This window comes from Bacteroides cellulosilyticus (genome assembly GCF_020091405.1).
Lineage (GTDB): Bacteria > Bacteroidota > Bacteroidia > Bacteroidales > Bacteroidaceae > Bacteroides.
The window spans coordinates 2,063,468-2,086,478 of record NZ_CP081903.1 but is presented as its reverse complement, the minus strand read 5'-3'; the positions used below and the strand labels follow the sequence as shown (position 1 = coordinate 2,086,478).

General features: G+C 45.2%; 26 protein-coding genes and 1 tRNA gene. 17 read left to right on the top strand and 10 right to left on the bottom strand.

Annotation, left to right across the window (positions count from 1 at the left end; genetic code table 11):
* Positions 1 to 147: 147 nt before the first annotated feature.
* Entirely contained in the window at positions 148 to 1,599 is a 1,452-nt protein-coding gene (locus tag K6V21_RS07165; protein ID WP_224321357.1) for a lipopolysaccharide biosynthesis protein, read from the top strand.
* Positions 1,596 to 3,287 carry a DUF6044 family protein gene (locus K6V21_RS07160; RefSeq protein WP_224321356.1) on the top strand — a complete coding sequence of 564 codons (1,692 nt, stop codon included), beginning with the start codon at positions 1,596 to 1,598 and terminating at the stop codon, positions 3,285 to 3,287. Before K6V21_RS07165 ends, K6V21_RS07160 begins: the two co-directional genes overlap by 4 nt.
* Here K6V21_RS07160 and K6V21_RS07155 read toward each other — a convergent pair.
* Genes K6V21_RS07155 through K6V21_RS07135 form a run of 5 tightly spaced genes read right to left on the bottom strand, consistent with a single transcriptional unit; the run spans position 3,269 to position 7,370 of the window.
* Positions 3,269 to 3,769, bottom strand: coding sequence for a KdsC family phosphatase (locus K6V21_RS07155; RefSeq protein ID WP_026367081.1), 501 nt, complete (start codon positions 3,767 to 3,769; stop codon positions 3,269 to 3,271). The genes K6V21_RS07160 and K6V21_RS07155 overlap by 19 nt on opposite strands.
* A gap of 33 nt (positions 3,770 to 3,802) precedes the next feature.
* A complete protein-coding gene (locus K6V21_RS07150; RefSeq protein ID WP_224321355.1) occupies positions 3,803 to 4,666 on the bottom strand; it encodes a glycosyl transferase family 2 in 864 nt (287 codons plus the stop codon).
* Between the two features lie 3 nt (positions 4,667 to 4,669).
* Positions 4,670 to 5,710, bottom strand: a complete 1,041-nt coding sequence (locus K6V21_RS07145; protein ID WP_224321354.1) for an N-acetylneuraminate synthase family protein — start codon at positions 5,708 to 5,710, stop codon at positions 4,670 to 4,672.
* Positions 5,711 to 5,769: 59 nt separating this feature from the next.
* A complete protein-coding gene (locus K6V21_RS07140; protein WP_224321353.1) occupies positions 5,770 to 6,522 on the bottom strand; it encodes a cytidylyltransferase domain-containing protein in 753 nt (250 codons plus the stop codon).
* Positions 6,519 to 7,370, bottom strand: coding sequence for a hypothetical protein (locus tag K6V21_RS07135; RefSeq protein WP_224321352.1), 852 nt, complete (start codon positions 7,368 to 7,370; stop codon positions 6,519 to 6,521). The genes K6V21_RS07140 and K6V21_RS07135 overlap by 4 nt, the downstream gene beginning before the upstream one ends.
* Positions 7,371 to 7,576: 206 nt before the next feature.
* On the opposite strand from K6V21_RS07135, the gene K6V21_RS07130 reads away from it, so the two are divergent.
* From K6V21_RS07130 to K6V21_RS07120, 3 genes are read left to right on the top strand one after another with little or no spacing between them, the layout of a single operon-like run.
* Positions 7,577 to 8,851 carry a glycosyltransferase gene (locus K6V21_RS07130; protein WP_224321351.1) on the top strand — a complete coding sequence of 425 codons (1,275 nt, stop codon included), beginning with the start codon at positions 7,577 to 7,579 and terminating at the stop codon, positions 8,849 to 8,851.
* Positions 8,848 to 10,113 (top strand): glycosyltransferase family 4 protein, encoded by a 1,266-nt coding sequence (locus tag K6V21_RS07125; protein ID WP_217716503.1) that lies wholly within the window; start codon positions 8,848 to 8,850, stop codon positions 10,111 to 10,113. Before K6V21_RS07130 ends, K6V21_RS07125 begins: the two co-directional genes overlap by 4 nt.
* Positions 10,106 to 10,852 carry a glycosyltransferase family 2 protein gene (locus K6V21_RS07120; RefSeq protein ID WP_217716505.1) on the top strand — a complete coding sequence of 249 codons (747 nt, stop codon included), beginning with the start codon at positions 10,106 to 10,108 and terminating at the stop codon, positions 10,850 to 10,852. The genes K6V21_RS07125 and K6V21_RS07120 overlap by 8 nt, the downstream gene beginning before the upstream one ends.
* Positions 10,853 to 11,050: 198 nt before the next feature.
* Here the strand turns inward: K6V21_RS07120 and K6V21_RS07115 are convergent, their stop codons facing one another.
* A complete protein-coding gene (locus K6V21_RS07115) occupies positions 11,051 to 11,752 on the bottom strand; it encodes an NAD-dependent deacylase (RefSeq protein WP_217716507.1) in 702 nt (233 codons plus the stop codon).
* Positions 11,753 to 11,944: 192 nt separating this feature from the next.
* On the opposite strand from K6V21_RS07115, the gene K6V21_RS07110 reads away from it, so the two are divergent.
* From K6V21_RS07110 to K6V21_RS26805, 7 genes are all read left to right on the top strand, one after another.
* Entirely contained in the window at positions 11,945 to 12,541 is a 597-nt protein-coding gene (locus K6V21_RS07110; protein WP_007211687.1) for an FKBP-type peptidyl-prolyl cis-trans isomerase, read from the top strand.
* 20 nt (positions 12,542 to 12,561) lie between these two features.
* Positions 12,562 to 13,428, top strand: coding sequence for an FKBP-type peptidyl-prolyl cis-trans isomerase (locus K6V21_RS07105; protein WP_217716510.1), 867 nt, complete (start codon positions 12,562 to 12,564; stop codon positions 13,426 to 13,428).
* A 192-nt stretch (positions 13,429 to 13,620) separates the two neighbouring features.
* A complete protein-coding gene (locus tag K6V21_RS07100; RefSeq protein WP_007211685.1) occupies positions 13,621 to 14,085 on the top strand; it encodes an Lrp/AsnC family transcriptional regulator in 465 nt (154 codons plus the stop codon).
* 10 nt (positions 14,086 to 14,095) lie between these two features.
* Positions 14,096 to 14,407, top strand: coding sequence for a DUF4491 family protein (locus tag K6V21_RS07095; protein WP_007211684.1), 312 nt, complete (start codon positions 14,096 to 14,098; stop codon positions 14,405 to 14,407).
* A 95-nt stretch (positions 14,408 to 14,502) separates the two neighbouring features.
* Positions 14,503 to 14,576 (top strand) — tRNA-Ile (locus K6V21_RS07090).
* Positions 14,577 to 15,129: 553 nt separating this feature from the next.
* A complete protein-coding gene (locus tag K6V21_RS07085; protein ID WP_217712954.1) occupies positions 15,130 to 15,396 on the top strand; it encodes a CD225/dispanin family protein in 267 nt (88 codons plus the stop codon).
* The gene (locus K6V21_RS26805) at positions 15,393 to 15,758 is read left to right on the top strand and encodes a DUF2752 domain-containing protein (RefSeq protein WP_217712955.1); all 366 of its coding nucleotides are present in this window, start codon (positions 15,393 to 15,395) and stop codon (positions 15,756 to 15,758) included. The genes K6V21_RS07085 and K6V21_RS26805 overlap by 4 nt, the downstream gene beginning before the upstream one ends.
* Before the next feature lie 64 nt (positions 15,759 to 15,822).
* Here K6V21_RS26805 and K6V21_RS07075 read toward each other — a convergent pair whose 3' ends face one another.
* Complete coding sequence (locus tag K6V21_RS07075; protein WP_022392981.1) at positions 15,823 to 16,179, bottom strand: hypothetical protein; 357 nt, start codon at positions 16,177 to 16,179, stop codon at positions 15,823 to 15,825.
* Between the two features lie 243 nt (positions 16,180 to 16,422).
* On the opposite strand from K6V21_RS07075, the gene K6V21_RS07070 reads away from it, so the two are divergent.
* Complete coding sequence (locus K6V21_RS07070) at positions 16,423 to 17,211, top strand: LiaF transmembrane domain-containing protein (protein ID WP_217712956.1); 789 nt, start codon at positions 16,423 to 16,425, stop codon at positions 17,209 to 17,211.
* Between the two features lie 4 nt (positions 17,212 to 17,215).
* Positions 17,216 to 18,019, top strand: a complete 804-nt coding sequence (locus K6V21_RS07065) for a LytTR family DNA-binding domain-containing protein (protein ID WP_224321350.1) — start codon at positions 17,216 to 17,218, stop codon at positions 18,017 to 18,019.
* 103 nt (positions 18,020 to 18,122) lie between these two features.
* On the opposite strand, the gene K6V21_RS07060 is transcribed toward K6V21_RS07065, so the two are convergent.
* Positions 18,123 to 19,781, bottom strand: coding sequence for a flotillin family protein (locus tag K6V21_RS07060; protein WP_044268515.1), 1,659 nt, complete (start codon positions 19,779 to 19,781; stop codon positions 18,123 to 18,125).
* A 25-nt stretch (positions 19,782 to 19,806) separates the two neighbouring features.
* Complete coding sequence (locus tag K6V21_RS07055; protein ID WP_217712958.1) at positions 19,807 to 20,304, bottom strand: hypothetical protein; 498 nt, start codon at positions 20,302 to 20,304, stop codon at positions 19,807 to 19,809.
* Between the two features lie 144 nt (positions 20,305 to 20,448).
* Here K6V21_RS07055 and K6V21_RS07050 point away from each other — a divergent pair, with 144 nt between their 5' ends.
* From K6V21_RS07050 to K6V21_RS07040, 3 genes are all read left to right on the top strand, one after another.
* Positions 20,449 to 20,901, top strand: a complete 453-nt coding sequence (locus K6V21_RS07050) for a hypothetical protein (protein ID WP_044268521.1) — start codon at positions 20,449 to 20,451, stop codon at positions 20,899 to 20,901.
* A 100-nt stretch (positions 20,902 to 21,001) separates the two neighbouring features.
* Positions 21,002 to 21,439, top strand: coding sequence for a hypothetical protein (locus K6V21_RS07045; protein ID WP_044268524.1), 438 nt, complete (start codon positions 21,002 to 21,004; stop codon positions 21,437 to 21,439).
* 8 nt (positions 21,440 to 21,447) lie between these two features.
* On the top strand, positions 21,448 to 22,662 hold the full coding sequence (locus K6V21_RS07040; RefSeq protein WP_224321349.1) for a sodium ion-translocating decarboxylase subunit beta: 1,215 nt from the start codon (positions 21,448 to 21,450) through the stop codon (positions 22,660 to 22,662).
* 106 nt (positions 22,663 to 22,768) lie between these two features.
* On the opposite strand, the gene K6V21_RS07035 is transcribed toward K6V21_RS07040, so the two are convergent.
* Positions 22,769 to 22,915 carry a hypothetical protein gene (locus tag K6V21_RS07035; protein ID WP_224321348.1) on the bottom strand — a complete coding sequence of 49 codons (147 nt, stop codon included), beginning with the start codon at positions 22,913 to 22,915 and terminating at the stop codon, positions 22,769 to 22,771.
* Positions 22,916 to 23,011: the final 96 nt, after the last annotated feature.

The window sequence follows — 23,011 nt, the reverse complement described above, 5'->3', positions numbered from 1 at the left end:
AGATTTAAACGAGATAAAAATGTAAAACGCTAATAATAAACAATATACATTTTAAGGCTTACGAGCAATTTACGAGCAATTTACGAGCAATTTACGAGCAATTTATCCGAGAATTAAATAGTATCCTAATCATAAACCAAACAAGTAATGGCAGAATCGTCACTAAAAGAAAAAACAGCCAAAGGAATATTTTGGGGAGGAATAGGCAGTGGTTCACTACAACTGCTTAATCTTATCTTTGGGATATTCCTTTCACGTCTATTATCGCCATCAGATTATGGTATGATAGGTGCGCTGACTGTATTCGCCGCAATGGCAGGCTCTTTTGCCGAAAGCGGATTTATACTGGCTATTGTCAACAAGAAGGAAGCAGAGCACGAAGATTATAATGCTGTTTTTTGGTTCAATATCTGCATGGGAGCACTTCTCTATCTCATACTGTTTGCCTGCGCTCCATTCATTGCTGATTTCTATCACACTCCTGAGCTTACTAATCTGGCACGTTTCCTGTTCCTGAGTTTCTTCATAGGAAGCATCAGTGTAGCACCTGTCGCCTATTTCTTTCGCAATCTGATGGTGAAAGAGCGTAGCCAGATACAGATTATTGCCATCATCATCTCGGGGGCAGCAGGTCTCACCTGTGCTTATCATGGCTGGGGAGCATGGGGCATCGCCCTGCAAACCGTGCTGTACTCCAGTATCAATACTTTGCTAAATTGGTACTTCTCACCTTGGCGACCTACCTTTTCATTCCATCTGCAACCACTACGACAGATGTTGCCTTTCAGTAGCAAGTTATTGTTCACTTCCATGTTCACGCAAGTCAACAATAATATCTTCTCTGTATTACTGGGACGCTTCTACACCATACCGCAAGTGGGCTTCTACACCCAAGGAAGTAAATGGACCACCATGGGCTACTCCACTATCTTAGGAATGATAAATAATGTGGGACAGCCCGTTTTCCGCGAAGCATCGGAAGACCGGCAACGCTTGCAGAACATTTTCCATAAGCTTCTGCGTTTCACCGCTTTTGTCTGCTTTCCCGCCATGTTCGGACTGGCAATCGTCGCACAGGAACTTATTGTATTAAGTATCACGGACAAATGGCTCCCCTGCGTGCCAATTATGCAGATTCTATGTGTGTGGGGAGCATTTATGCCTATTTCCACCTTGTATTCCAATCTCATGAATAGCTTGGGACGACCCAATATTTATATGTGGAATACCATTGGTTTAGGAGTATTCCAGTTGATTTGCCTGTGGTTCAGTTATTCCCACGGACTACAGATCATGCTGATTATTTATACCACAGCGAACATTCTCTGGCTACTGGTGTGGCAACATTTTGCTCATAGGTATGCAGGTATTCTACTATTCGATGTATTGAAAGATATTGCTCCTTACCTGGTATTATCCGTTGTAGCAGTCGGAACAGCCTATATAGTTGCCAGCCGCATAGAGAATATATTCCTTTCTCTTATGCTGAAAATAGTTCTGGCAGCTGCCATTTATCTCTTTTGCATGTGGAGATTGAAGTCGCAAGTATTCCGTGAAAGCCTGCAATATCTGGTTAAAAAGAAAAAGATGCAACAATGATTTCAGCAGTTCACAACCGTTCCAAGACATTCTTTCTGACAGGTATACTGATCACATTAGGATATTACATCCCTTATTTTATCAATGGGGAGAATTCCTACATTCAGATATTAGACAATCTGGACAGCACAATAGCCTATTTGAATGTACTGAAAGAAAATGGCACTTTATTCAATACAGAAGTTCCGTTTCCAGCCATGGAAGGACTGAAAGTATCCAACATAGCATACTGCTTTCTGCCACGCCTGCTACTGGTCGATACCTTCAACCCATTTACTTCTTACATACTGAATGAACTCATCGGACGACTTATCGGTTTTACCGGAATGTGGCTCTTTCTGACTCGCTATCTACTGAAAGAGAGTAAACACAGAACTATTGTGTCTTTCCTCACCTCACTCTGTTTTTCACTGATGGCGTATTACGCAGACTACGGTTTGAGCGTGATGGGACAGCCTTTGCTGGCCTACGCATTTCTGAACCTGAAAGAAGAAAAACAAAAAATATCCAGCTATCTGATAATAATCTTTGTAGCACTCTATTCTTCATTGGTACTGGCCGGAGTATTCATTGGGATTACCCTGTTTGCATACTATCTATACCTTAAAATAAAAAACAAAAAAACATATAGGCCCTATGTAACAGGGTTCTGTATATTGGTGCTGACCTACATCATCAGTAATTACAGTCTATTTGTCGACTTCCTGTCACCCGTCATTTCCCACCGTACGGAAATTATCTACTCCTCATCACTCCGGGAAACCATAACGAGAAGTCTGGAAATGCTGAAAGTCACCCAGATTCACACAGGCAGCCTACCGGTTATATTCATCCTCTTCTATATATTCCTTATTTACATTCACGATAAACAAATCGACAGTAAAGTGAGGTTTCTGCTGAAAGTAATAGCTACCATTCTTCTGTGGTATCTAATCTTCAACCTCCTCAAATATGCATTTCCCAAAGCGCATATACTGACTATGTTTCAGTCTGATCGCTTCTACTTCCTTCTCCCCTTTTTATGGTTGTGTGTGACAGCCCTCCTGTTCGATAAAATCATAAGTTACAAATACGGGCGCTACCTGTTACTTACCGCATTTACATTATTGGTGGGAGTAGCTTTCTGGATCAATCCTGAATATAAGAACAACTTAAAACAATTATGCGGAATCAATATTTCCGAACCAACTTACAGACAGTTTTACGATACTCGCCTGTTTGACGACATACATGGTGTAATAGGAGATGATTCGGATAGTAACAAAGTCGCTTGCCTGGGGTTCTTTCCTTCTGTTGCGCAATATAACGGGTTTTATACATTAAACGGATACTTCCAAAATTACCCGCTGACATACAAACATACATTCAGAAAGGTAATTGCCGGAGAACTGGAAAAATCAGCCGAACGTAAAGCGTATTATGATCGTTGGGGAAGCCGTTGTTATTTATACTCCTCTGAGCTACAGGGAGATTTATGGGGAAAAGATAAACAAGGAGAGGTCCGGAACCTGGAAATAGATACGACTACCCTGAAAGAACTGGGATGTACCTATCTATTTTCGGCTGTGAATATTCGCAATTATCAGGAACTCGGCTTACAATACATAGGTACTTATACGACACCTACCTCTTTCTGGGAAATCAAGGTCTACAAAGTAGGGGAAAAACCTCAGGATAGAAACTGCTGAAGCACTCCTTCAAGCATCCCATTATCAGAAAGCAGTTTCTCCACAAACTCACGAAAGGCCCCAAAGCCCCCATGTTGTGCAGTGACGTAATCGACCTCACGTTTCACATAATCCGGTGTATTACTGGGAGAAGCGCTGAATCCCACCTTACGGAGCAGAGCCAAGTCGTTCACGTCATCACCGATGAAGGCAACATCCTGCAATGTGATACCCAACTCACGACACAGTTCTTCCGCCTGTGCCACTTTATCTTTCACCCCCAGGTAGCAGTAATCTATCTTCAGCTTATCAGCACGTTTCTGAACAATCTGCGTATTCTCACCCGTCATAATGGCTACAGGTATATTCAGCTTGCGAAGGAAAATAACTCCCCAGCCGTCTTTCACGGAGAAGCGTTTCATCACATCGCCCTGTTCGGTATAGTACATTCCACCATCAGTCCACACACCATCAATATCGGTAATCACTAACTTTGGTAACATAGTTTTTTCTTTTTATTCAGATGATACAATCATTTATTTCCACTTCCCGCTCTTTCCCCTCAGCCCATCGCGATAGCCACACAGCAATGCCCACAATTTACTGAACTTCTGCCGCTCATACAGTATGATAAAAACCACACGCTTATAAAAATGATAGCGCAAATGCGACTTCAAATTCAACGCTTCAGGATACAGACGATGCAGGAGAATACCATTGCGCACATTATAGTAGGAACGGGCCGGACCATATTCATTAGGAAATACTTCTTTTCCCAGCAAACGCCTTTTCTTCTTCTGACAACCCAAATCGTGTGTCAGCAGAATATTCTTGAAGCATAAAACGGGAATATCTTTCCTTTTAGCCCTCCAACAAAACTCACAATCCACTCCCCAGACAAAGAGGGATTCCATAAAGTCACCCAAAGTATCGAACAGGCTAACCGGATATATACTTCCCGAAGTCATTGCCGAATACACTTCATCCACAGAGTCCGTTGGCGGATACATGGTGGTTTGCTGGGATTTAATGAAATAATTGGTAGAGAAAATGGCAGCCTTGTCCTCACCATAGTTACGGATCGCCTGAAGGTAGCTTTCGAAGTTCCGCCCACCGAAACAGCTATCCTGATCCAAGGTCAGCAGATGCGTAAATCCATTTGCACGGGCATACGCCACCGCCTTATTCAGCGCAGAACCGATGCCCAGATTTTCACCACAACCATCCTGAATGATTTTCCCTCTCCCATCTCCCAAAGAATCCAAATCCAGATCCCTGCGATCGGCTGCCGGAGTATTATCCCACAACATCAATTCATCCAGCTGAGCAAGATAGGTAGCGATATTCTTTACTACCGCATCATCCGGATAATATAAGATGACTATGCCTAAGAGTTTCATAAATTATTGGATGACATCCGGATAGATAATCTCATTCCGGGGAATTTCTTTCAGTACTTTATGCCCTACCACTTTCGCACGGTCCGCCCACTTAAAGCCGTCGCCGGGGCTCAACAGATGGATATCCTGTTCAGTAATAACATCTCCGGGATGCAGCGTCTTATTCGTTGCAATGGAACGCTCCAGTTTCACCTTTGCCGAGGCAACGGAAGAGTCGATATACAGTTCTTCTTTTCCCAGCCAACGTTCGGCAATACGGATATCACGTATCATGCGGTTCACACCGTCGGGGCCAAGAGAGCCTTGCTGATCGGTTCCCTTCATGCGGCGGTCGATGGTGACATGCTTCTCTATGATTTCCGCACCCATACCCACGGCAACGATAGGAGCGGCAATACCGATGGTATGGTCGGAGAAGCCGATGCAATACTGCCCGTAGTGCTGTTTCAGATAGGTGATAGTCTTCAGGTTCAGATTATCAGGCTGGGTAGGATACTGGGATACACAATGCAAGATAGAAATGTTGTTATGATAACGGGTAATCACCTCCAAAGCATCATCCAGTTCTTTTCTGCCTGCCATGCCGGTAGACAGAATAATGGGTATCTTGGTTTCAGCCATCACTTCCAGCAACGGCAGGTTAGTAAGATCCCGGCTTGCCACTTTCAGACGGTCGGGCGTGAAGAGCTTCAGCAAAGAGAGGCAGCCTTTGGAGCAAAGTGTTTCCACGAAATCAAGCCCTAAAGACTTGGCGTGCTTATACACCTCGAAGTGTTCCTCGTCCGTCAGCTCTAGAAAAGCACGATGTTCGCCGTAGGTACATCCGAAAGAATGGGGAGAATCATACGGACGGTTCATCTGTGAGTCCGTCAGTTCTTCATTCAAATCTCGTTTAGTCAATTTCACCGCATCCATCGGACGAAGTTCTATATTGAACACTTCTTCACGAACAGGGCGGGACACCAGGTCTACGATCAGTTTGGCTATATCGACGGAACCGTTATGGTTCTGTCCGATTTCTCCTATTATATAAGTACTATTCATTTACGAATTATAAATTACGAATTACACTTGGCTGCACAGCGGTAGAAGGTATACATGGGCTATTTTTCATTTCTTGCAATATTCTCCAACATTCTGGCACGATATTCAGGATGCGATTGCACCAGTTGCAACAGGGCATGCACACTACGGTCGGTCTTCTCATGGAAGGTGGCATAAAGTTCCTGTAGCAAGGTGAAGTCTTCCATCGTATCGAGAGTGAAACGAAGATCGAAACGGCCTTCCAACTCAGCAGGCAACGGAAGCAGACGCACCTTGAATTTTTCGGGATGCGTATAGAGATAGATAGTGACATGCTCGATGTAGAGTTTCTCTTGCGTAGAAACGGCGGCACGACGCAGGGCATCAATCGTTGTCAACTCGGAATATAAACCCAAATGGGATTTGATGGTAGGACATCCATCGGCAAAGCCATAAGCAATATAATCTGCCGGACAGAAATTGTGTTCGGCAAAGAAGGTGTTGAAAGTTTCGGGACGAAGGAACGGATTGTCCGAACAAACACGGATAAAGCGGTTGATACCGAAAACTTCGGCAGCACGGATAAAGCGGTCGAGTACATTGTCCTCGTCGCCACGAAAACTGAGGATACCCGCCTGGCGGGCTACTTCGGCAAGCACGTCGTCCTGCGGGCGATTGGTAGTGGCAAGTACAATACATTTGTCCGGACAAGCCTGTTTGATGTTGGCTATCAGAATGTCGATGATGCGCTGTTCGCCATAGAAGGGGAGCAGAATCTTGTTGTGCAGCCGGGTAGAACCGGTGCGTGCCTGAATGATTATTCCATCTTTCATAATTTCATCCGTTTAAAAGCGTCGATATAAGAGCCGGGAGTGACATTGATAATTTCCTTACCCAGCCGGCGTGCGTAGGCTTCGAGTATAAAGTAGGACTTGAAGGCTACGTGCATGTGATAGAGAATGGTGTGGAGCCGGGCACTGTTCAAGTTTTCCTGTTTCACGGTATCGGCCTGCGATTTATTCTGGTCGTAGAAGTGCTTTTGGTGCATCAGTACTACGTTGTCGTCCGTTACGGTGATTTCCGGCAGCCAGGAATGGTCGGCACCTGCGAGATAAATCTTCTTGAAAGGCAGACGCAATCCCATAGCGATAGAAGGTATCAGCACGTTATGCGGACGGGGAACGCCCCAGCCTTTGCGGAATATCCAGTTGCAGAACCCCTGGAAGCCTTCGATAGGCGTTGTATTATAAATATAGAGCTTGATGTGGGGGTTACCCGCCAGTAAGGGTCGCCATTCTTTATTCTTCAGGGCACGGGCGGGGACAAAGAAGTTCATGTCCCAGGTAGTCTTCTCGGCCATTGTCTTGAAAAGCTGTATACGCTTCTCGGGAACGATCCAGAACAGTGGGTCTGCAATCAGATAAAGTTCGGGGCGGAGACGCTCGAACATAGGAGAGCTTACACAGAAGTTCACTGCCAACAAGGTTTTTCCCTTGATGAAATCCGCCGAATCTTCTACCGTGCGGTTCAGCGAAGGGCCGTTAGCCAATATCAGCAATTCATCCGGATTACTGAAAGAAGACGGCAAGCGCGTGCACCACTTGGACTGCAACAGGATTTTCACTATACTAAGGAAGCACTGCCAAAGCTGTTCCAACCATTTCAAACCTTTTTCTCCCATATCATCATAAAGTTACGAGCTACAGGCTACAAGCGACGAGTACTATTCGGTATGGCAGCGCAGCCACTCGTAGCTCGTAGCCTGTAACTTATAGCTAATTTGTTCCTCTGCAAAGATAGACACTTTAGCGTTTACTGGCTAAAAAAACCACGAATTTGTGGATAGAAAGCGGTAAAAGCTGTACTTTTGCCAAAACATTCCGCAACATGAGAGTACTTATAATCAATACGTCCGAGAAAACAGGCGGAGCCGCCATCGCTGCCAGGCGCCTGATGGAATCGCTCCATACAGCGGGAACAGACGTGAAGATGCTCGTCCTGCATAAGGAAAGCCAATCGGAACAGGTGATCCCTGTAGGCAAAGACTGGCAAAAGAAGTGCACTTTCCTCTGGGAAAGACTGGTTATCTGGACAAATAACCTCTTCAGCCGGAAGAATCTCTTTACCGTCTCCATTGCCAATACGGGCTTCAACGTCACCAAACTGCCTGCGTTCCGGGAAGCCGACATCATACACCTCCACTGGATAAACCAGGGAATGCTTTCACTGAACAATATACAGGAAATCTTCAAATCGGGCAAGCCCGTTGTCTGGACCCTGCACGATATGTGGGAATGTACCGCCATCTGCCACCATGCCCACACTTGCACCCTCTTCAAAAGCGAATGCAGAAACTGCCGCTTCCTGCGCTTCCCTGGCAACAACGATCTGGCGCACCGGGTATTCAAGAAGAAACAAAAACTATTCAGTCATGCCAGTCCCCTGAATATCGTCGCAGTCAGCACATGGCTTTCCTCACAAATACAGCAAAGCACCCTACTTAAAGAGAAACCAGTTTCCGTGATCCCTAATACGCTCTCCCCCACCGACTTCCGGATGATGGACAAAGAACTGTCCCGAAAGGAACTGTCCCTGCCCGATAAACATATCATTCTGTTCGGAGCCGCCCGCATCGACGATCCGATCAAAGGAGTGGAATATCTACTCCAGGCCATCCGGTTATTGATTGAAAAGAAGCAATTCCCGCAGGAAAAACTTCACCTGGCACTATTCGGCAAGATCAAATATCCGGAGAAACTTCTCAACTCCATCCCCGTCAGCTACACCTATCTGGGACGAATAGGTGATACAAACAAACTCTCGCAACTATATTCCGCCGCAGACGTCACCGTATCCGCCTCTTTCTACGAGACATTCGGCCAGACTCTGATTGAGGCCCAAGCCTGTGGTTGCATTCCGGTTTCTTTCGGCAACAGCGGACAGGCCGACATTATCCGCCACAAAGAGAACGGCTTTCTGGCCGACTACCTTTCTGCCGACAGCCTGGCAGAAGGCATCCGATGGGGAATATCCGAAGCCCGGACAGCCATCTCCAAAGAAAAGATGCGAAGCGAAGTATTCAGGAAATACTCCGGTGAAGTCGTTGCAAAGCAATATCTCAATCTCTACCAAAACTTAATCAGAAGAAAGGTAACACAATGAGAATACTACTTATCAATACAACAGAAAAGATAGGCGGCCCCGCCGTAGCCGCAAGCCGCCTCATGGAAGCCCTCAAGAATAACGGCATCAAAGCCAAGCTATTGGTGCGCGACAAACAGACCGAACAGATCACCGTAGTGGAGTTGCCCCACAACCTGCGCATGGTATGGAAGTTCGTATGGGAGCGAATCGTTATCTGGAAAGCCAACCATTTCAACAGAAACCACCTCTTCGCCATAGACATTGCCAACACCGGCACGGACATCACCAACTTGCCGGAGTTTCAGCAAGCGGACGTTATACATCTCCATTGGATCAATCAGGGGATGCTTTCTTTAAAGAACATCGAGAAAATTCTGTCCTCAGGCAAACCCGTAGTCTGGACCATGCACGATATGTGGCCCTGCACCGGCATCTGCCACTACTCCGGCGGATGTACGCATTACGAAGAGGAGTGTCATCATTGCCCCTTCATCCACAACGGAAGCCGGAAGAAAGACCTCTCCCACCGCATCTTCCTCAAAAAGCAGAAGCTATACGAAGGCCGTCATATCAACTTTGTAGCCTGTAGCCACTGGCTGGAAGAACGCGCCCGGAAGAGTGCCCTCTTCAGCGGACATGCCATTACCAATATCCCCAATCCTATCAACACCAATCTCTTCAAGCCGCATAGCAAAAAAGCTGCACGGGAGAAATGCAGGCTTCCGCAAGACAGCAAACTGATTCTGTTTGGTTCGGTGAAGATAATGGATACCCGGAAGGGAGTGGAATATATGATTAAAGCCTGCAAACTCTTGGCAGAGAAGCATCCGGAACTGAAGGACCAACTGGGTGTAGTGGCCTTTGGCAACCAGTCGCAACAGTTACAGAATATGTTGCCTTTCAAGGTTTATCCGCTCGACTTCGTCAGCAATGAGCATCAGTTAGTAGATATCTACAACGCCGTCGACCTCTTCGTCACCTCATCGCTGGAAGAGAACCTGCCAAATACCATTATGGAAGCCATGTCCTGCGGCATCCCTTGTGTAGGATTCAACGTAGGCGGCATACCGGAGATGATAGACCATCTGCACAACGGCTACGTGGCACAATACAAATCGGCCGAGGATTTTGCCAACGGCATCTACTGGATACTGACCGAACCCGAATACGCCACACTCTCCGAACAAGCCTGCCGGAAAGCCGTTTCCCATTATTCGGAAAGTGCCATTGCCAAGAGATACATCGACGTTTATAACAAAATAACCGGAAGACATGCATAACCGTCCCACACCCAAGTTCAGCATCATCACCGTGACCTACAATGCCGAGGCCGTGTTGGAAGACACGATACAGAGCGTTATCTCACAAACCTACCACCACGTAGAGTACATCATCATAGACGGTGCATCCAAAGACCGCACCCTCGCCATTGCCGAAAGGTATCGCGACCGTATCACCTTGCTTGTCAGCGAACCGGACAAAGGACTGTATGATGCCATGAACAAAGGCATCCACCTGGCAACGGGCGACTACCTCTGTTTCCTGAATGCCGGAGACAGTTTCCATGAAGACGACACCCTGCAACAAATGGTGCACACTTTAGGAATCGGCGAATTGCCGGACGTACTATATGGCGAAACTGCTTTAGTTGATAAAGAAAGGCATTTCCTCCGTATGCGCCGCCTCTCCGCCCCCGAAGTGCTGACATGGAAGAGTTTCAGGCAAGGTATGCTCGTTTGCCATCAGGCATTCTTCGCCAAACGGAGCCTGGCGGTACCATACGACATGCGATACCGCTTCTCCGCCGACTTCGACTGGTGCATCCGCATCATGAAAAAAGCGCGGACGCTGCATAACACGCATCTCACGCTTATCGACTATCTGGAAGAAGGTATGACGACGCAGAACCAAAAGGCTTCCCTGCGGGAACGCTTCCGGATTATGGCACAGCACTACGGACTGATAAGTACTGTGGCACACCATGCGTGGTTCGTGGTGCGGGCGGTATTGAAGAAGTAAAACTTTGCAAGCACAGCCCATACTTTCCACCCAATAACAGACGATTCCTTGCCATAGGTTTGGCATGCTTTTGCCATAGGTTTGGCAAAGTCTTGCCATGCCTATGGCACAGTTGTGCCAATTCGATGGCAAAAGCGTGCCAATGCGATGGCACAACACGGCAAAAGTATCGCTTGTAGTTCGCTATAGTAATGGCAGTTAACGAAGAATCTCTTTCTTCAGTTCCTTCACCCCTTCCGAAGCGCCTTTCTGAATGATATGTATCTGCCTCATGGAGTGCGTATCCACCGGTTTAGGATCAATCAGATAAACCTCTGCTGTTCGCGGAACATAGTTCAGCAGTCCCGCTGCCGGATACACATTCAGCGAAGTGCCTATAATCACAAAGATATCCGCCTTCTCCACATAGTTGACGGCCGTCTCTATCTCCGGCACAGCCTCACCAAACCAGACAATGAACGGGCGCAACTGACTGCCGTCACCTGCCTTGTCGCCCATCTTCACCTCATACTCCTCCGGCTTCAGCTCCCTGACGTAACGGGGATTATAGGGATCGCGACTGGAACACACCTTCGTCAGTTCACCATGCAGATGAATGATGTGCGTGCTCCCGGCACGCTCGTGCAGATTATCCACATTCTGCGTAACCACCGTCACATTGAAGTCCTTCTCCAGCTCGGCAAGTCCGATGTGCCCTGCATTGGGCTCCACATCAAGCAACTGCTTACGGCGCTCGTTATAAAAGTTTATCACCAGCTCCGGATCGCGCACATATCCTTCGGCACTGGCTACCTGCATCACCGGATATTTGTCCCACAATCCGCCTGCATCCCGAAACGTACTGATACCACTCTCGGCACTCATACCTGCACCGGATAAAATCACTAAATTCTTCTTCATACCAAAATCTCCTTTCTATTTATAGCAGTTTCTTTTCTACAAAAATACAGAAGATTGCCGAAGTTGCCACAGATATAAGAAAATTTAAAACCTAAAAGCATAAATCATTCAAATAAAACACTTACTTTTGCGACTTGTAATTTTACAACTGATTGAAAGAGATAATACTTTCAGTCTCAACCCCAAAGATATATGGATAAATTCAGTTACGCTATCGGCCTCGGAATAGGTCAAAATTTATTGAGTATGGGTGCAAAAGGCATCGAAGTAGATGACTTTGCACAAGCTATCAAAGACATACTGGAAGGAAACAAAACCGCCATTTCACACGCAGAGGCACGCGATATAGTAAACAAATACTTCGCTGAACTGGAAGAGAAAATGAATGCAGCCAGCATAGAGCAAGGCGTACAGTTCCTGGAAGAAAACAAGAAACGCCCGAATGTGGTTACTTTGCCAAGCGGTCTGCAATACGAAGTCATCAACGAAGGCAAGGTGGGCACTTATGCAAAAGCTACCGACCAGGTGAAATGCCATTACGAAGGTACACTGATTGACGGAACCCTGTTCGACAGCTCTATCAAACGCGGACAACCCGCCGTATTCGGTGTGAACCAGGTTATCCCCGGCTGGGTGGAAGCGCTTCAGTTGATGCCCGAAGGTGCCAAGTGGAAACTTTATATTCCCTCCGATCTAGCCTATGGCGCACAAGGTGCAGGCGAAATGATACCGCCTCACAGCACATTGATTTTTGAAGTGGAACTACTTGAAATATTATCCCAAAAATAAAAATAAACAGTAAAAGCAAAATGAAAAAAGTAACATTTATCATGGCTCTTGCAGTAGGCGCAGGTTTAGCTTCCTGTACTGCACAAAGCCCGAAAGCAAATCTGAAAACAGATGTTGACTCATTGTCTTACGCCATCGGTATGGCTCGTACGGAAGGTCTGACTCAGTACCTGATGCAACAAGGCGTTGACACTACTCAGATGGCTGAATTCATCAAAGGTTTCAACGAAGGCGCTGCTAAAACCAGCAAGAAAGACGTTGCTTACATGACCGGTATGCAAATCGGCCAGATGGTAGGCAAACAATGGGTAGAAGGCTTCAACCAACAAATCTTCGGTGGCGACTCTACTCAGACTATCAGCCGTGAAAACCTGTTGGCAGGTTTCATCGCAGGTATCACAGACAAGAGCAACGTTATGACCAAAGAAGCTGCTACAGCTTACATGCGCGACGGTATGGAAGCCATCAAGGAAAAAGCTTCAGCTGCCAAATACGCTGACAACAAAGCTGCCGGTGAAAAATTCCTTGCTGAAAACAAAGGTAAAGAAGGTGTTGTAACTACTCCGAGCGGTCTGCAATACAAAATCATCACCAAAGGTACAGGTGAGATTCCTGCTGACACCAGCAAAGTGAAAGTAAACTACAAGGGTACTTTGATTGACGGTACTGAATTCGACAGCTCTTACAAGCGCAACGAACCTGCTACTTTCCGTGCCAACCAAGTTATCAAAGGCTGGACAGAAGCCCTCACAATGATGCCTGTAGGTTCTAAGTGGGAACTTTATATTCCGCAGGAACTGGGTTACGGTGGCAGAGAAACCGGCGGTCAGATCAAACCGTTCTCTACCCTGATCTTCGAGGTAGAGCTCGTTAGCATCGAAAAATAAGTATCAGCCGAAGATTTTTTCTTCAACGGTACAGACTTAGCGGGCGAAACGGATGTAAACAAAAACATCTGCTTCGTCCGCTTCTTTTTTACTCTTTCCCTATTTTTTCCTCCTTTTTTATAGAGAAATTAAAATAAAGTCCTATATTTGCTTACTATTTGATAAAAACAAGAACTTACACAAATTGATATTATGGAAAAAATAGACAATCTTGACCGGCAGATTCTGGAAATCATCTCTCAGAACGCCCGCATTCCTTTCAAAGATGTAGCTGCTGAGTGTGGCGTATCACGTGCTGCCATTCATCAACGTGTGCAACGTTTGATAGATTTAGGCGTCATTGTCGGCTCCGGTTATCATGTGAACCCCAAATCCTTGGGCTACAGAACCTGCACGTATGTAGGTATCAAGCTAGAGAAAGGTTCCATGTACAAATCAGTGGTTGCCGAAATGGAAAAAATACCGGAAATCGTGGAATGCCACTTCACTACGGGCCCTTACACGATGCTGACGAAAGTATATGCACGCGATAACGAGCATCTGATGGACTTGCTGAATAACAAAATGCAAGAAATTCCGGGTGTAACCGCTACCGAAACGTTGATTTCACTGGAGCAAAGTATCAAGAAGGAAATTCCTATTTGCCCGGAGAAATAACAGATAATTTATGGAATTCTTAAACGAATATCATCTTTCGGGACTGTTCATCGGCATTTGTACATTTCTTATCATCGGACTGTTTCATCCTGTGGTAGTGAAAGCCGAGTATTATTGGGGTACCAAGTGCTGGTGGATTTTTCTTGTATTGGGCATCGGTGGCGTTGTGGCCTCGCTTTGCGTGGAGAATATCCTGATTGCGTCCCTCTTAGGCGTATTTGCTTTCTCTTCGTTCTGGACCATCAAGGAGGTCTTTGAACAAGAAGACCGCGTAAAGAAAGGTTGGTTCCCCAAGAACCCCAAACGTACGTATAAGTTCTAAAAACAAAACAATAAACAGTATATTTTTCCCGAAAGGTTTGCATATTTCAACTGAATATACTATTTTTGTGCCCGCTATCCGATGAGGATAACACCGGACTTGTAGCTCAGTTGGTTAGAGCAACAGACTCATAATCTGGAGGTCCCTGGTTCAAGCCCAGGCTGGTCCACAAACTAAGAGGCTCATTCCTAAAGGAATAGAGCCTCTTAGTTTGTAGAGACCTCCGATTAAGGGTCTGTTGCTTGGGTAATAAAGCATTTTCAACTTTATGTTTGAAAGCAGATAATTAATTATTTGTTCTTATCTCTTATTCGTTTATTAATATCTTTCATTATCTTTGAATGAATTTTAACCACCACCCCATAAGAGGCAGGTGCAAAAGAACACATTATCAATGAAAGGAATTATTGAAGTAATCTTATAAAGCCATATTCACACAGAACTACCATTATAATAATGATAATCAGAATCTGACTTCAAGATAAAACAAATATTGTTCCCTCCTTTCCAATTTATATCGGCTTTCCAAAAGGGAACAGGAAAGCATAAACACGATTCAAGATGAATTTAAGAGACATAGATATTGCGTTTACCCAACACGCCAGGCATCATCTTTCTTTTTTATATCCCATTCCTCTATCTCATCCTAAAACTTGTGAACAAAGGAACATCACTACTATTATTATTTTCACTAAATATTAACCTTTTATTTTATCATTAAAATGAATACAAACATCTGTCCGAAAACATGGATGGCCGAGTCCATTCTGGTTACTATTTTTTGTTGTTTGCCTTTTGGCATAGTAGGAATCATAAACGCATCTAAAGTCAGTTCCCTCTACGCACAGGGAAATTACGACGAAGCCCAAAGAGCTAGTGCTGACGCTAAAAAGTGGACTATCATTGGACTTTGCGTAGGATTTGTAGGTATTATCACTTATTTAGTTGTTTACGGCTTTGCAGCCTTTACGCTTTTGAATGTTCAATGAGAAGAAAAGGCATTTGGATAGTAGGCATTGTCCTGATCGGGTTGATATACTTTTCATTCAATCCTTCAAAAAATGCCATATTCCCCAAATGCCCATTTTTCGTTCTGACCGGATTGAAATGTCCTGGTTGCGGTTCACAAAGGGCAATACACAGCTTATTACATCTGAACTATGCAGAAGCATTCAGACATAATGCGCTATTAGTGGTATCACTACCACTTATCATAATTTTAATGTATGCAGAATTAAAAAGGGAAAAATCCCCCCATCTGTATATAAGGCTACATAACACTACATTTATATGGAGCTACTTCGTTATTGTCATTGCTTGGTGGATTAGCAGGAATATATTCCAATTCTAATGATATAAAAAGGGCATCCGATTCAATCAGATGCCCTTTTATACCTATTGAAAATAAGAAACTGTTATTCCAGATAAAGCGGCTCCACCTCCGTCACATTATCATGGAACCACTCGTCGAGCTTTGCCTCTACCTTATCCTTTATCTGCGGTGTGATATATTTCTTCACCTTTTTATAAGCATAAACAGCAGCAAATCCTTTACCCACCATAAAGAGCTGTCCCAGAACATCCTCTATACTGGTAGGGAACACAATGGCCACCAAAGCAAGCATTATATTGGTCCGCTCACTATCGGGAGTCGTATCGGCAGTCATTACATAATAAGCGGTAAGTACGGGGCGACCGGTAGCGCGACCTGCCTTCTTAATATACTCTTCTACTTTCGTACGGATATCATCCATGGATAAATTTACTTTCATAGTTCTTCTTATTATTTATTCATTTACTTATTAGACGCAAGAAGATGAAGTTTGGTTGCAGAATATTGCTGTTTTTTTATCAAATAGTTCTATTTCACTGTCCGAATTCACCGATTTATACCCGGAACTCATCGGCTTTTCTACCGGAAATCAGCCGGAAAGGCTATATGGAGAGGAATAATTCGCTTACCTTTGAGCCATCAACCCATAACAATGGAATATGAATCAATAACAATAGAAACAATGGAAAAGAAACAAAACTTCCCGTCTCATGCAGGTTTATCAGGCAAGGCACTGATAGCTTCGCTCTTCATCATCTCCGGAATATTACTGTTTGCCCGTAACGTAGGGTGGATTACGTATGACTTATTCAGCATAGTGGTATCCTGGAATAGTCTTCTTATTGTATTAGGTATCTATACAATGACGCGCCGCCATTATATAAGCGGACTCATCCTTACACTGATAGGAGCCTACTTCCTGATCGGAGGATTATCATGGCTACCGGAGAATTCACAGACCATCGTCTGGCCTGTTGCACTGATTGTAGCGGGTATCCTGTTTTTTGTAAAGGCTCGCCGCAGAGAACGCTGGATGAAAAGCCACATGAACGGGCATTACCGGGATTGGGCCAAAAGAGGAGGCGGACACATGCACATGAATATGGAAAACAATGAGCAACAATGCGAATCGGAAAACGGTTATCTGCGTTCCGACAATGCTTTTGGCTCTGTACGCCACGTCGTTCTGGACGAATTGTTTAAAGGTGCCAGTATCCGGGCTTCATTCGGAGGAACAGTCATTGACCTGCGCCACACGCATCTTGCACCGGGAGAAACCTACATCGATATCGACTGTACCTGTAGTGGAATAGAACTGTACATTCCTTCGGACTGGAACGTTCTACCCCAATGCAATGCTTTTGCCGGCGGATGCGAGGATAAGCGTTGGCAGGGAGCGAATATTAATAAAGAAAGTACATTAATAATCCGCGGAAACATTTCCTTCGGCGGATTAGAAATTAAAGACTAATCCTATGAGAGCACATCCAATCATAGATTACCCTTACCGTTGGTTTCCGATGCTTGTGCTGGCATTGGTGCTGGCAATCATCCAGGCGACTTTGTCGTGGAGATATGCTGGAGCTGACTGGCTGCCGGCCATCATAGACGGAATCACGACCATCGGATGGCTTGCAGTACTGGCATACCTGACCTGGTTTGTGGTGGGTTACGTATCCATACTCCAGACAAAGGTCATCACGGTCGCAGCAGGAATATTACTCTGGATTGCGGGCAGCTTCATGATTTGTGACATTATGGTAAGAATAGCGGGAATACCTTATATATCTTTTGCTTCTACCATACCTTTCCGCCTGTTGTTTGGCGTACCAACCTGGATCGCTATCATTTTGTGGTATCACCTGATAGTAGTGAAAGATCCCGAAGCACAGGAAGAAGAATTCATAGCACCGCAAGCAGAAGAAGAAAAGCCGGAAGCACAAGAGGAAATCATCGACCGCATTACGGTAAAGGACGGTTCACGTATACACATAATCAAAGTGGACGAACTACTCTATATCCAGGCATGCGGAGATTACGCAACCCTGGTTACCCCAACAGGCGAATACATCAAGGAACAAACCATGAAGTATTTCGAAGGGCATCTGCCGACAAACAATTTTGTACGTATCCACCGTTCCACTATTGTAAACGTGACACAAATATCCCGGGTTGAATTATTCGGGAAAGAGACTTATCAAGTGTTATTGAAGAACGGGACCAAACTGCGGGTCAGTCTGACGGGCTACCGTTTATTGAAAGAACGACTGGGAATATAAAGACCTGAACTATTTTATTAAGCAAAAGCGAAGAATTCCTCCCCTGTTTCAAGGGGAAATGAATCCTTCGCTTCTTTTTTAAATGACAGAGAAAGTGATCTGATTATTTCTTCTTTTCGTCTTTCTTCGGTTCTTCATTCTTGGTTTCCTGCTTGTCTTCCTTCCCTTCCGGATGGATGATACCCTTCACAGTCTCACCAATAGGCAACTTATCCAGTACACCCAGACTTGGAGCAACCGTCTTCACCAATGAACTCAAAAAGTTACTCGTACCTCCGTTTCCACCGTCGAATACAGTGATGTTTCCTAAGTTCATATGTTCGAATGCCTTCACCTGTTCTCCGGCAATTTCCTTCCACTGATCTACCATCTTGTACTGGATGGCGATAGCCGGGTTGGATTCCGCTGCACGTACCATGGCCTCAAAGCCTTCAGCCTCGGCAAGCAATGACTTCTTCTTACCTTCAGCTTCGGCCTCCAGTTTCATCTGGATAGCTCTTGCTTCAGCTTCAGCCTGCGCCAAAGTAGCCTTTGCACGAGCTTCCGCCTCACGGGTAATCTTTTCGGCAACAGCATCAGCCTGAAGAATGGCTTCCTGTTTTGCAACCTCAGCAGGCACAATCTTTTCTGCCTTCAAAGAAGACTCCACCTTGCGTGCTTTAGCTTCTTCCACTTCCTTCTGTGCTATTTCACGGGCAGTCTGCACGGCAGCTTCCGAACGTGCTTCAGCTTCACCGGCCTGTTTGTCAGCATTGGCACGGGTCACAGCCAGTTCAGCATCAGACTGTGCCACAGCTTTCTGAGCTTCATTTCGTCCGATAGCAGCTTTCTTTCCGGCTTCTGCCTGTTTGATTTCCATGTCGGAGTTCAGTTCGGCGATGCGGCTTTCCTTCTCGGTGTTGGCCTGTTCAATCTTGATATTCTTTTCGGCTTCCGCCTTTGCCACCTGTGATTCTTTTTCAGCATTGGCAATGGCTACCTGTGAGATTCTATCCTTATCCGCATTAGCCACAGAGATCTCCTGCAACTTCTTAGTCTCGGCAATGGCGATATCCTGGTCTTTGCGTGTTTCGGCAACTTTCGTTTCACGCTCCTTTATTTGGTTGGCAATCTTGATGGCACCCAGTTTCTCCTGTTCTTCTATATTTGCCTGAGCCTCATTCAACGCCTTACTTTCAGCTTCCTTACCCAAGTTGACAATATAATTGGCAGCATCACGGATATCACTGATATTAATATTCATCAGATACAAACCGAACTTGCGGAGCTCCGTATCGATGTTATCCTTTACTTTGGAAAGGAACTTATCACGGTCGGAGTTCAGTTCTTCAATCGTCATATCGGCAATAACCAAACGCATCTGACCGTACACAACATCCGTAATCAGATTCTGTTTATCATCTATTGTCAGTCCCAACATACGTTCAGCGGCATTTTGCATTACCTCCGCATCGGTACTGATGGCTACAGTAATAGTAGTCGGTACATCCACACGGATATTTTGAGCTGACAAAGCTCCGGTTAGTTTACAGTCTATCTGCATCGGCTTCATGGACAGGAATTCGTACCCCTGAATAATCGGCCATACAAACGCGGCACCACCATGATACAACTTGGCAGACTTCTTATCACCGCCCGTTTTACCATATACTACCAGTACTTCGTCACTTTTACATTTCCGGTAACGGGAAAGGATACCAATGAAGGTAAGCAAAATAACCGCCACGAGTATGGCGGCCATAATCATCATTTCTTGTGTCATAAATCTATGTTTTTGAGTTTCGTTTTCATTGAATATACAGTGTTCCTTCCTTGTAAGTCATGATTATGGTTTTATCGCCTGTCTGATAAGACTTACTTGCTTCTGATATTACATCTATCTCGCGCATGGCTCCATCGCGGCTCACCTGTACGGTATATCTGCCATCCCCCTGTTTAAAGTAGATGGTACATTCGCGCCCTACAAGCTGTTCCGTCTTTTCCGTCTTATTCACCTGCTGCAACTGATAGGCTTTCTTATAGAGAAACCACACGGCAAATACGAAAAACAGACCAATCAGAATGGCAACGGCATAACTCTGAATGTCAGTATTTCCAATCAGATACATGTACCAGCCGAAACCGATACCGAAATGCGTCAGTCCCTTAAAAGACACCATGCTGCTGATGTCGGCATCCACGTCTACATCCGCATCAATGTCTCCGAAGAAGATGGAAAGGATAAACTGTATCACAAAAATACCAGTTGTGACTACGGCGATAATCAGAAATATGTTACTACTCATAGGAATTTGAGTTATTGTGGTTTACGATATATTTAGATATATTATTCCAAATATACACATTTGCAGAACATGCGCAAAGAAACCGTTCTCTATTTAACAAAATTTTCTTGAAGGGGAACACAACATTACACAAAGATATTTGTTATGTTTGCGGACGCTACGATGAAACATCTGCACTATATATTCTTATTCATGTGCCTCGCATTAGGAATGTCCGTCATTCTGCAAGAGGAACAGCCGGCACTTCGGATGCTTACCGAAGCCTCGGCGGATGATTCCGTCACTCCTGTCCAAACAGGGTGTTTCATTTCAATGTCAACCGATTACTTCTCGACCATTGCCCACCGCCCCTTCTTCAACGATGAAAATAATGAGCGTAAAATCAATGGTATCCTTTTCCAGGAGAATTTCTACAATCAGGCCAGTGCTCCCTCGAAACTGCTGAAACTAAAGATCCATCCATCTGCAGAACAGATGCAACGTATATTTTCCACCCATTTACGGGTGGAACAGAATGCCAGTCTTTCTTTCACTCCCAGCGCTATCCGTTATTCTTACGGGTACTACGTCTACGAGCTGAAACATATTCTGATTTAAACCGCCACCTTACTTATTACCAACCATTTTCCGGAGGTATGCCATTGGCGTGTCTTTGGTCAGTCTATTGTTTATTCACTTCTAAATTAATGCGATAACTATGCTCGATTTATTAATAGCCACCCTCGAAATGATGGGGCTTACATTCGTGATCGGCTTCTTCGTGGCCTTCATCATCAAAATGATTGCCGTTGCCGCCGACTCATTCGACTTCTACAGCTCACACCAGAAAGAACTGCTTCGCCTGCGACGTCTGCGCAAACTGCGCCAGAAGGTAGAACTCATGATACGGGACATCCCCATGGAAGATAACGGACTTCTCGATGACAAACGCGAAGAGTTCAGCCGGGGAGTAAACCGGGAACTTACCGACTATCACGGATATTACCACGGGGTAAGCACCGGAGTCTCCAAAACGAACCTGGTAGATTATTACTACCCCGAAGATACACACATGATGTACCTGAATCAACAAGAAGAGATGCTATATCAAAAAAATAAGAAACACTCCGGCAAATCAGCCGATAAGACCAAATAAGAAATAGTATGGAAAATATAGATTTCGCGACCCTGTTCCAAGGTTTTGGAACGATGATGGAAAGTGGCTGCCTGCTCGCGTCAGCCCGTGTATTTTTAATCCTTTTAGGTTTGCTGCTTATATATCTGGGCTGGAAAGGAGTGCTCGAACCTATGGTAATGATTCCGATGGGACTGGGTATGGTCGCCATCAATTGCGGAACACTTTTCATGCCGGACGGCACATTGGGCAACCTCTTTCTCGACCCGATGCTTTCGGACACGGACGACCTGATGAATACGATGCAGATAGACTTTCTGCAACCTGTCTATACGCTCACCTTCAGCAACGGATTGATAGCTTGCTTTGTGTTTATGGGTATAGGCACATTGCTGGATGTAGGCTTTCTGTTGCAGAAACCTTTCGTCAGTCTTTTCCTGGCTCTATGCGCCGAACTGGGTACTTTCCTGACTATCCCCGTAGCTTCGGCTCTGGGACTGACCTTGCAGGAAAGTGCTTCCGTAGCCATGGTAGGCGGTGCAGACGGTCCTATGGTTCTGTTCACGTCACTGGCTCTTGCCAAACATTTGTTTGTGCCTATCACCGTAGTGGCTTACCTGTATCTCGGACTGACCTATGGTGGCTACCCGTATCTGGTGAAACTCCTGGTTCCGAAACGTCTGCGTGCCATCAAGATGACTTCAAAGAAAGCTCCCAAGAATTATGATGCCAAAGTGAAACTGGCATTCTCGGCTGTACTGTGTGCGGTGCTATGTTTCCTGTTCCCGGTAGCTTCACCGCTGTTCTTCTCCCTCTTCCTGGGAGTGGCTGTACGTGAATCGGGTATGAAGCATATCTATGATTTCGTCAGTGGTCCGCTGCTTTACGGTTCTACATTTATGCTGGGCGTATTGCTGGGTGTGCTTTGTGACGCGCACTTGTTACTCGATCCGAAAATTCTGAAACTGCTGGTATTGGGTATAGTGGCATTATTGCTTTCCGGTATCGGCGGCATCATGGGTGGATACATCATGTACTTTATCAAGAAGGGAAATTATAATCCGGTGATCGGAATTGCCGCCGTCAGTTGTGTACCCACTACCGCTAAAGTGGCTCAGAAGCTGGTGAGCAAAGATAATCCGGACTCGTTTATTCTGGGAGATGCCTTGGGAGCGAATATTTCCGGGGTTATCACTTCGGCTATTATTACGGGTATTTATATTACGATTATCCCATATCTCTAAGCTTACAATCACAAACCTTCCTTCACCGGCAATGTGTTCCAGCAATGCCGGTGAAGATTGTTTGTACATATTTATCAATAAAAGAATATCCCCAAAGAGGGTGTCATTAATATCTGATAATCAACGGAATAAGATTGGATATATAAAGGTAACGACTGAAATGATTTAAGGTAACGACTGAAATAGGATGAAGTAACGACTGAATCAGGATGAAGTAACGACTGTTTCCGGTTCCACGTTTCATTATAAACATTTGTCCGATAATATCCGAAAGTTCAAGATAGTATCATTAAACAGCAAAATCTAATCATATCGGAAAAGGCATGTTCTGTACATTTGCACACAGTAA

What these genes read in the sequence shown, in the direction of transcription:
- K6V21_RS26805 (WP_217712955.1), top strand. Translation starts at nt 15,393, where the DNA reads ATGAGAAGAAAAGGCATTTGGATAGTAGGCATTGTCCTGATCGGGTTG.
- K6V21_RS07150 (WP_224321355.1), bottom strand. Translation starts at nt 4,666, where the DNA reads ATGAAACTCTTAGGCATAGTCATCTTATATTATCCGGATGATGCGGTA.
- K6V21_RS07140 (WP_224321353.1), bottom strand. Translation starts at nt 6,522, where the DNA reads ATGAAAGATGGAATAATCATTCAGGCACGCACCGGTTCTACCCGGCTG.
- K6V21_RS07130 (WP_224321351.1), top strand. Translation starts at nt 7,577, where the DNA reads ATGAGAGTACTTATAATCAATACGTCCGAGAAAACAGGCGGAGCCGCC.
- K6V21_RS07065 (WP_224321350.1), top strand. Translation starts at nt 17,216, where the DNA reads ATGAGAGCACATCCAATCATAGATTACCCTTACCGTTGGTTTCCGATG.
- K6V21_RS07045 (WP_044268524.1), top strand. Translation starts at nt 21,002, where the DNA reads ATGCTCGATTTATTAATAGCCACCCTCGAAATGATGGGGCTTACATTC.
- K6V21_RS07115 (WP_217716507.1), bottom strand. Translation starts at nt 11,752, where the DNA reads ATGAAGAAGAATTTAGTGATTTTATCCGGTGCAGGTATGAGTGCCGAG.
- K6V21_RS07160 (WP_224321356.1), top strand. Translation starts at nt 1,596, where the DNA reads ATGATTTCAGCAGTTCACAACCGTTCCAAGACATTCTTTCTGACAGGT.
- K6V21_RS07035 (WP_224321348.1), bottom strand. Translation starts at nt 22,915, where the DNA reads ATGTTTATAATGAAACGTGGAACCGGAAACAGTCGTTACTTCATCCTG.
- K6V21_RS07085 (WP_217712954.1), top strand. Translation starts at nt 15,130, where the DNA reads ATGAATACAAACATCTGTCCGAAAACATGGATGGCCGAGTCCATTCTG.
- K6V21_RS07040 (WP_224321349.1), top strand. Translation starts at nt 21,448, where the DNA reads ATGGAAAATATAGATTTCGCGACCCTGTTCCAAGGTTTTGGAACGATG.
- K6V21_RS07060 (WP_044268515.1), bottom strand. Translation starts at nt 19,781, where the DNA reads ATGACACAAGAAATGATGATTATGGCCGCCATACTCGTGGCGGTTATT.
- K6V21_RS07075 (WP_022392981.1), bottom strand. Translation starts at nt 16,179, where the DNA reads ATGAAAGTAAATTTATCCATGGATGATATCCGTACGAAAGTAGAAGAG.
- K6V21_RS07145 (WP_224321354.1), bottom strand. Translation starts at nt 5,710, where the DNA reads ATGAATAGTACTTATATAATAGGAGAAATCGGACAGAACCATAACGGT.
- K6V21_RS07070 (WP_217712956.1), top strand. Translation starts at nt 16,423, where the DNA reads ATGGAAAAGAAACAAAACTTCCCGTCTCATGCAGGTTTATCAGGCAAG.
- K6V21_RS07055 (WP_217712958.1), bottom strand. Translation starts at nt 20,304, where the DNA reads ATGAGTAGTAACATATTTCTGATTATCGCCGTAGTCACAACTGGTATT.
- K6V21_RS07155 (WP_026367081.1), bottom strand. Translation starts at nt 3,769, where the DNA reads ATGTTACCAAAGTTAGTGATTACCGATATTGATGGTGTGTGGACTGAT.
- K6V21_RS07135 (WP_224321352.1), bottom strand. Translation starts at nt 7,370, where the DNA reads ATGGGAGAAAAAGGTTTGAAATGGTTGGAACAGCTTTGGCAGTGCTTC.
- K6V21_RS07125 (WP_217716503.1), top strand. Translation starts at nt 8,848, where the DNA reads ATGAGAATACTACTTATCAATACAACAGAAAAGATAGGCGGCCCCGCC.
- K6V21_RS07050 (WP_044268521.1), top strand. Translation starts at nt 20,449, where the DNA reads ATGTTTGCGGACGCTACGATGAAACATCTGCACTATATATTCTTATTC.
- K6V21_RS07095 (WP_007211684.1), top strand. Translation starts at nt 14,096, where the DNA reads ATGGAATTCTTAAACGAATATCATCTTTCGGGACTGTTCATCGGCATT.
- K6V21_RS07105 (WP_217716510.1), top strand. Translation starts at nt 12,562, where the DNA reads ATGAAAAAAGTAACATTTATCATGGCTCTTGCAGTAGGCGCAGGTTTA.
- K6V21_RS07110 (WP_007211687.1), top strand. Translation starts at nt 11,945, where the DNA reads ATGGATAAATTCAGTTACGCTATCGGCCTCGGAATAGGTCAAAATTTA.
- K6V21_RS07165 (WP_224321357.1), top strand. Translation starts at nt 148, where the DNA reads ATGGCAGAATCGTCACTAAAAGAAAAAACAGCCAAAGGAATATTTTGG.
- K6V21_RS07120 (WP_217716505.1), top strand. Translation starts at nt 10,106, where the DNA reads ATGCATAACCGTCCCACACCCAAGTTCAGCATCATCACCGTGACCTAC.
- K6V21_RS07100 (WP_007211685.1), top strand. Translation starts at nt 13,621, where the DNA reads ATGGAAAAAATAGACAATCTTGACCGGCAGATTCTGGAAATCATCTCT.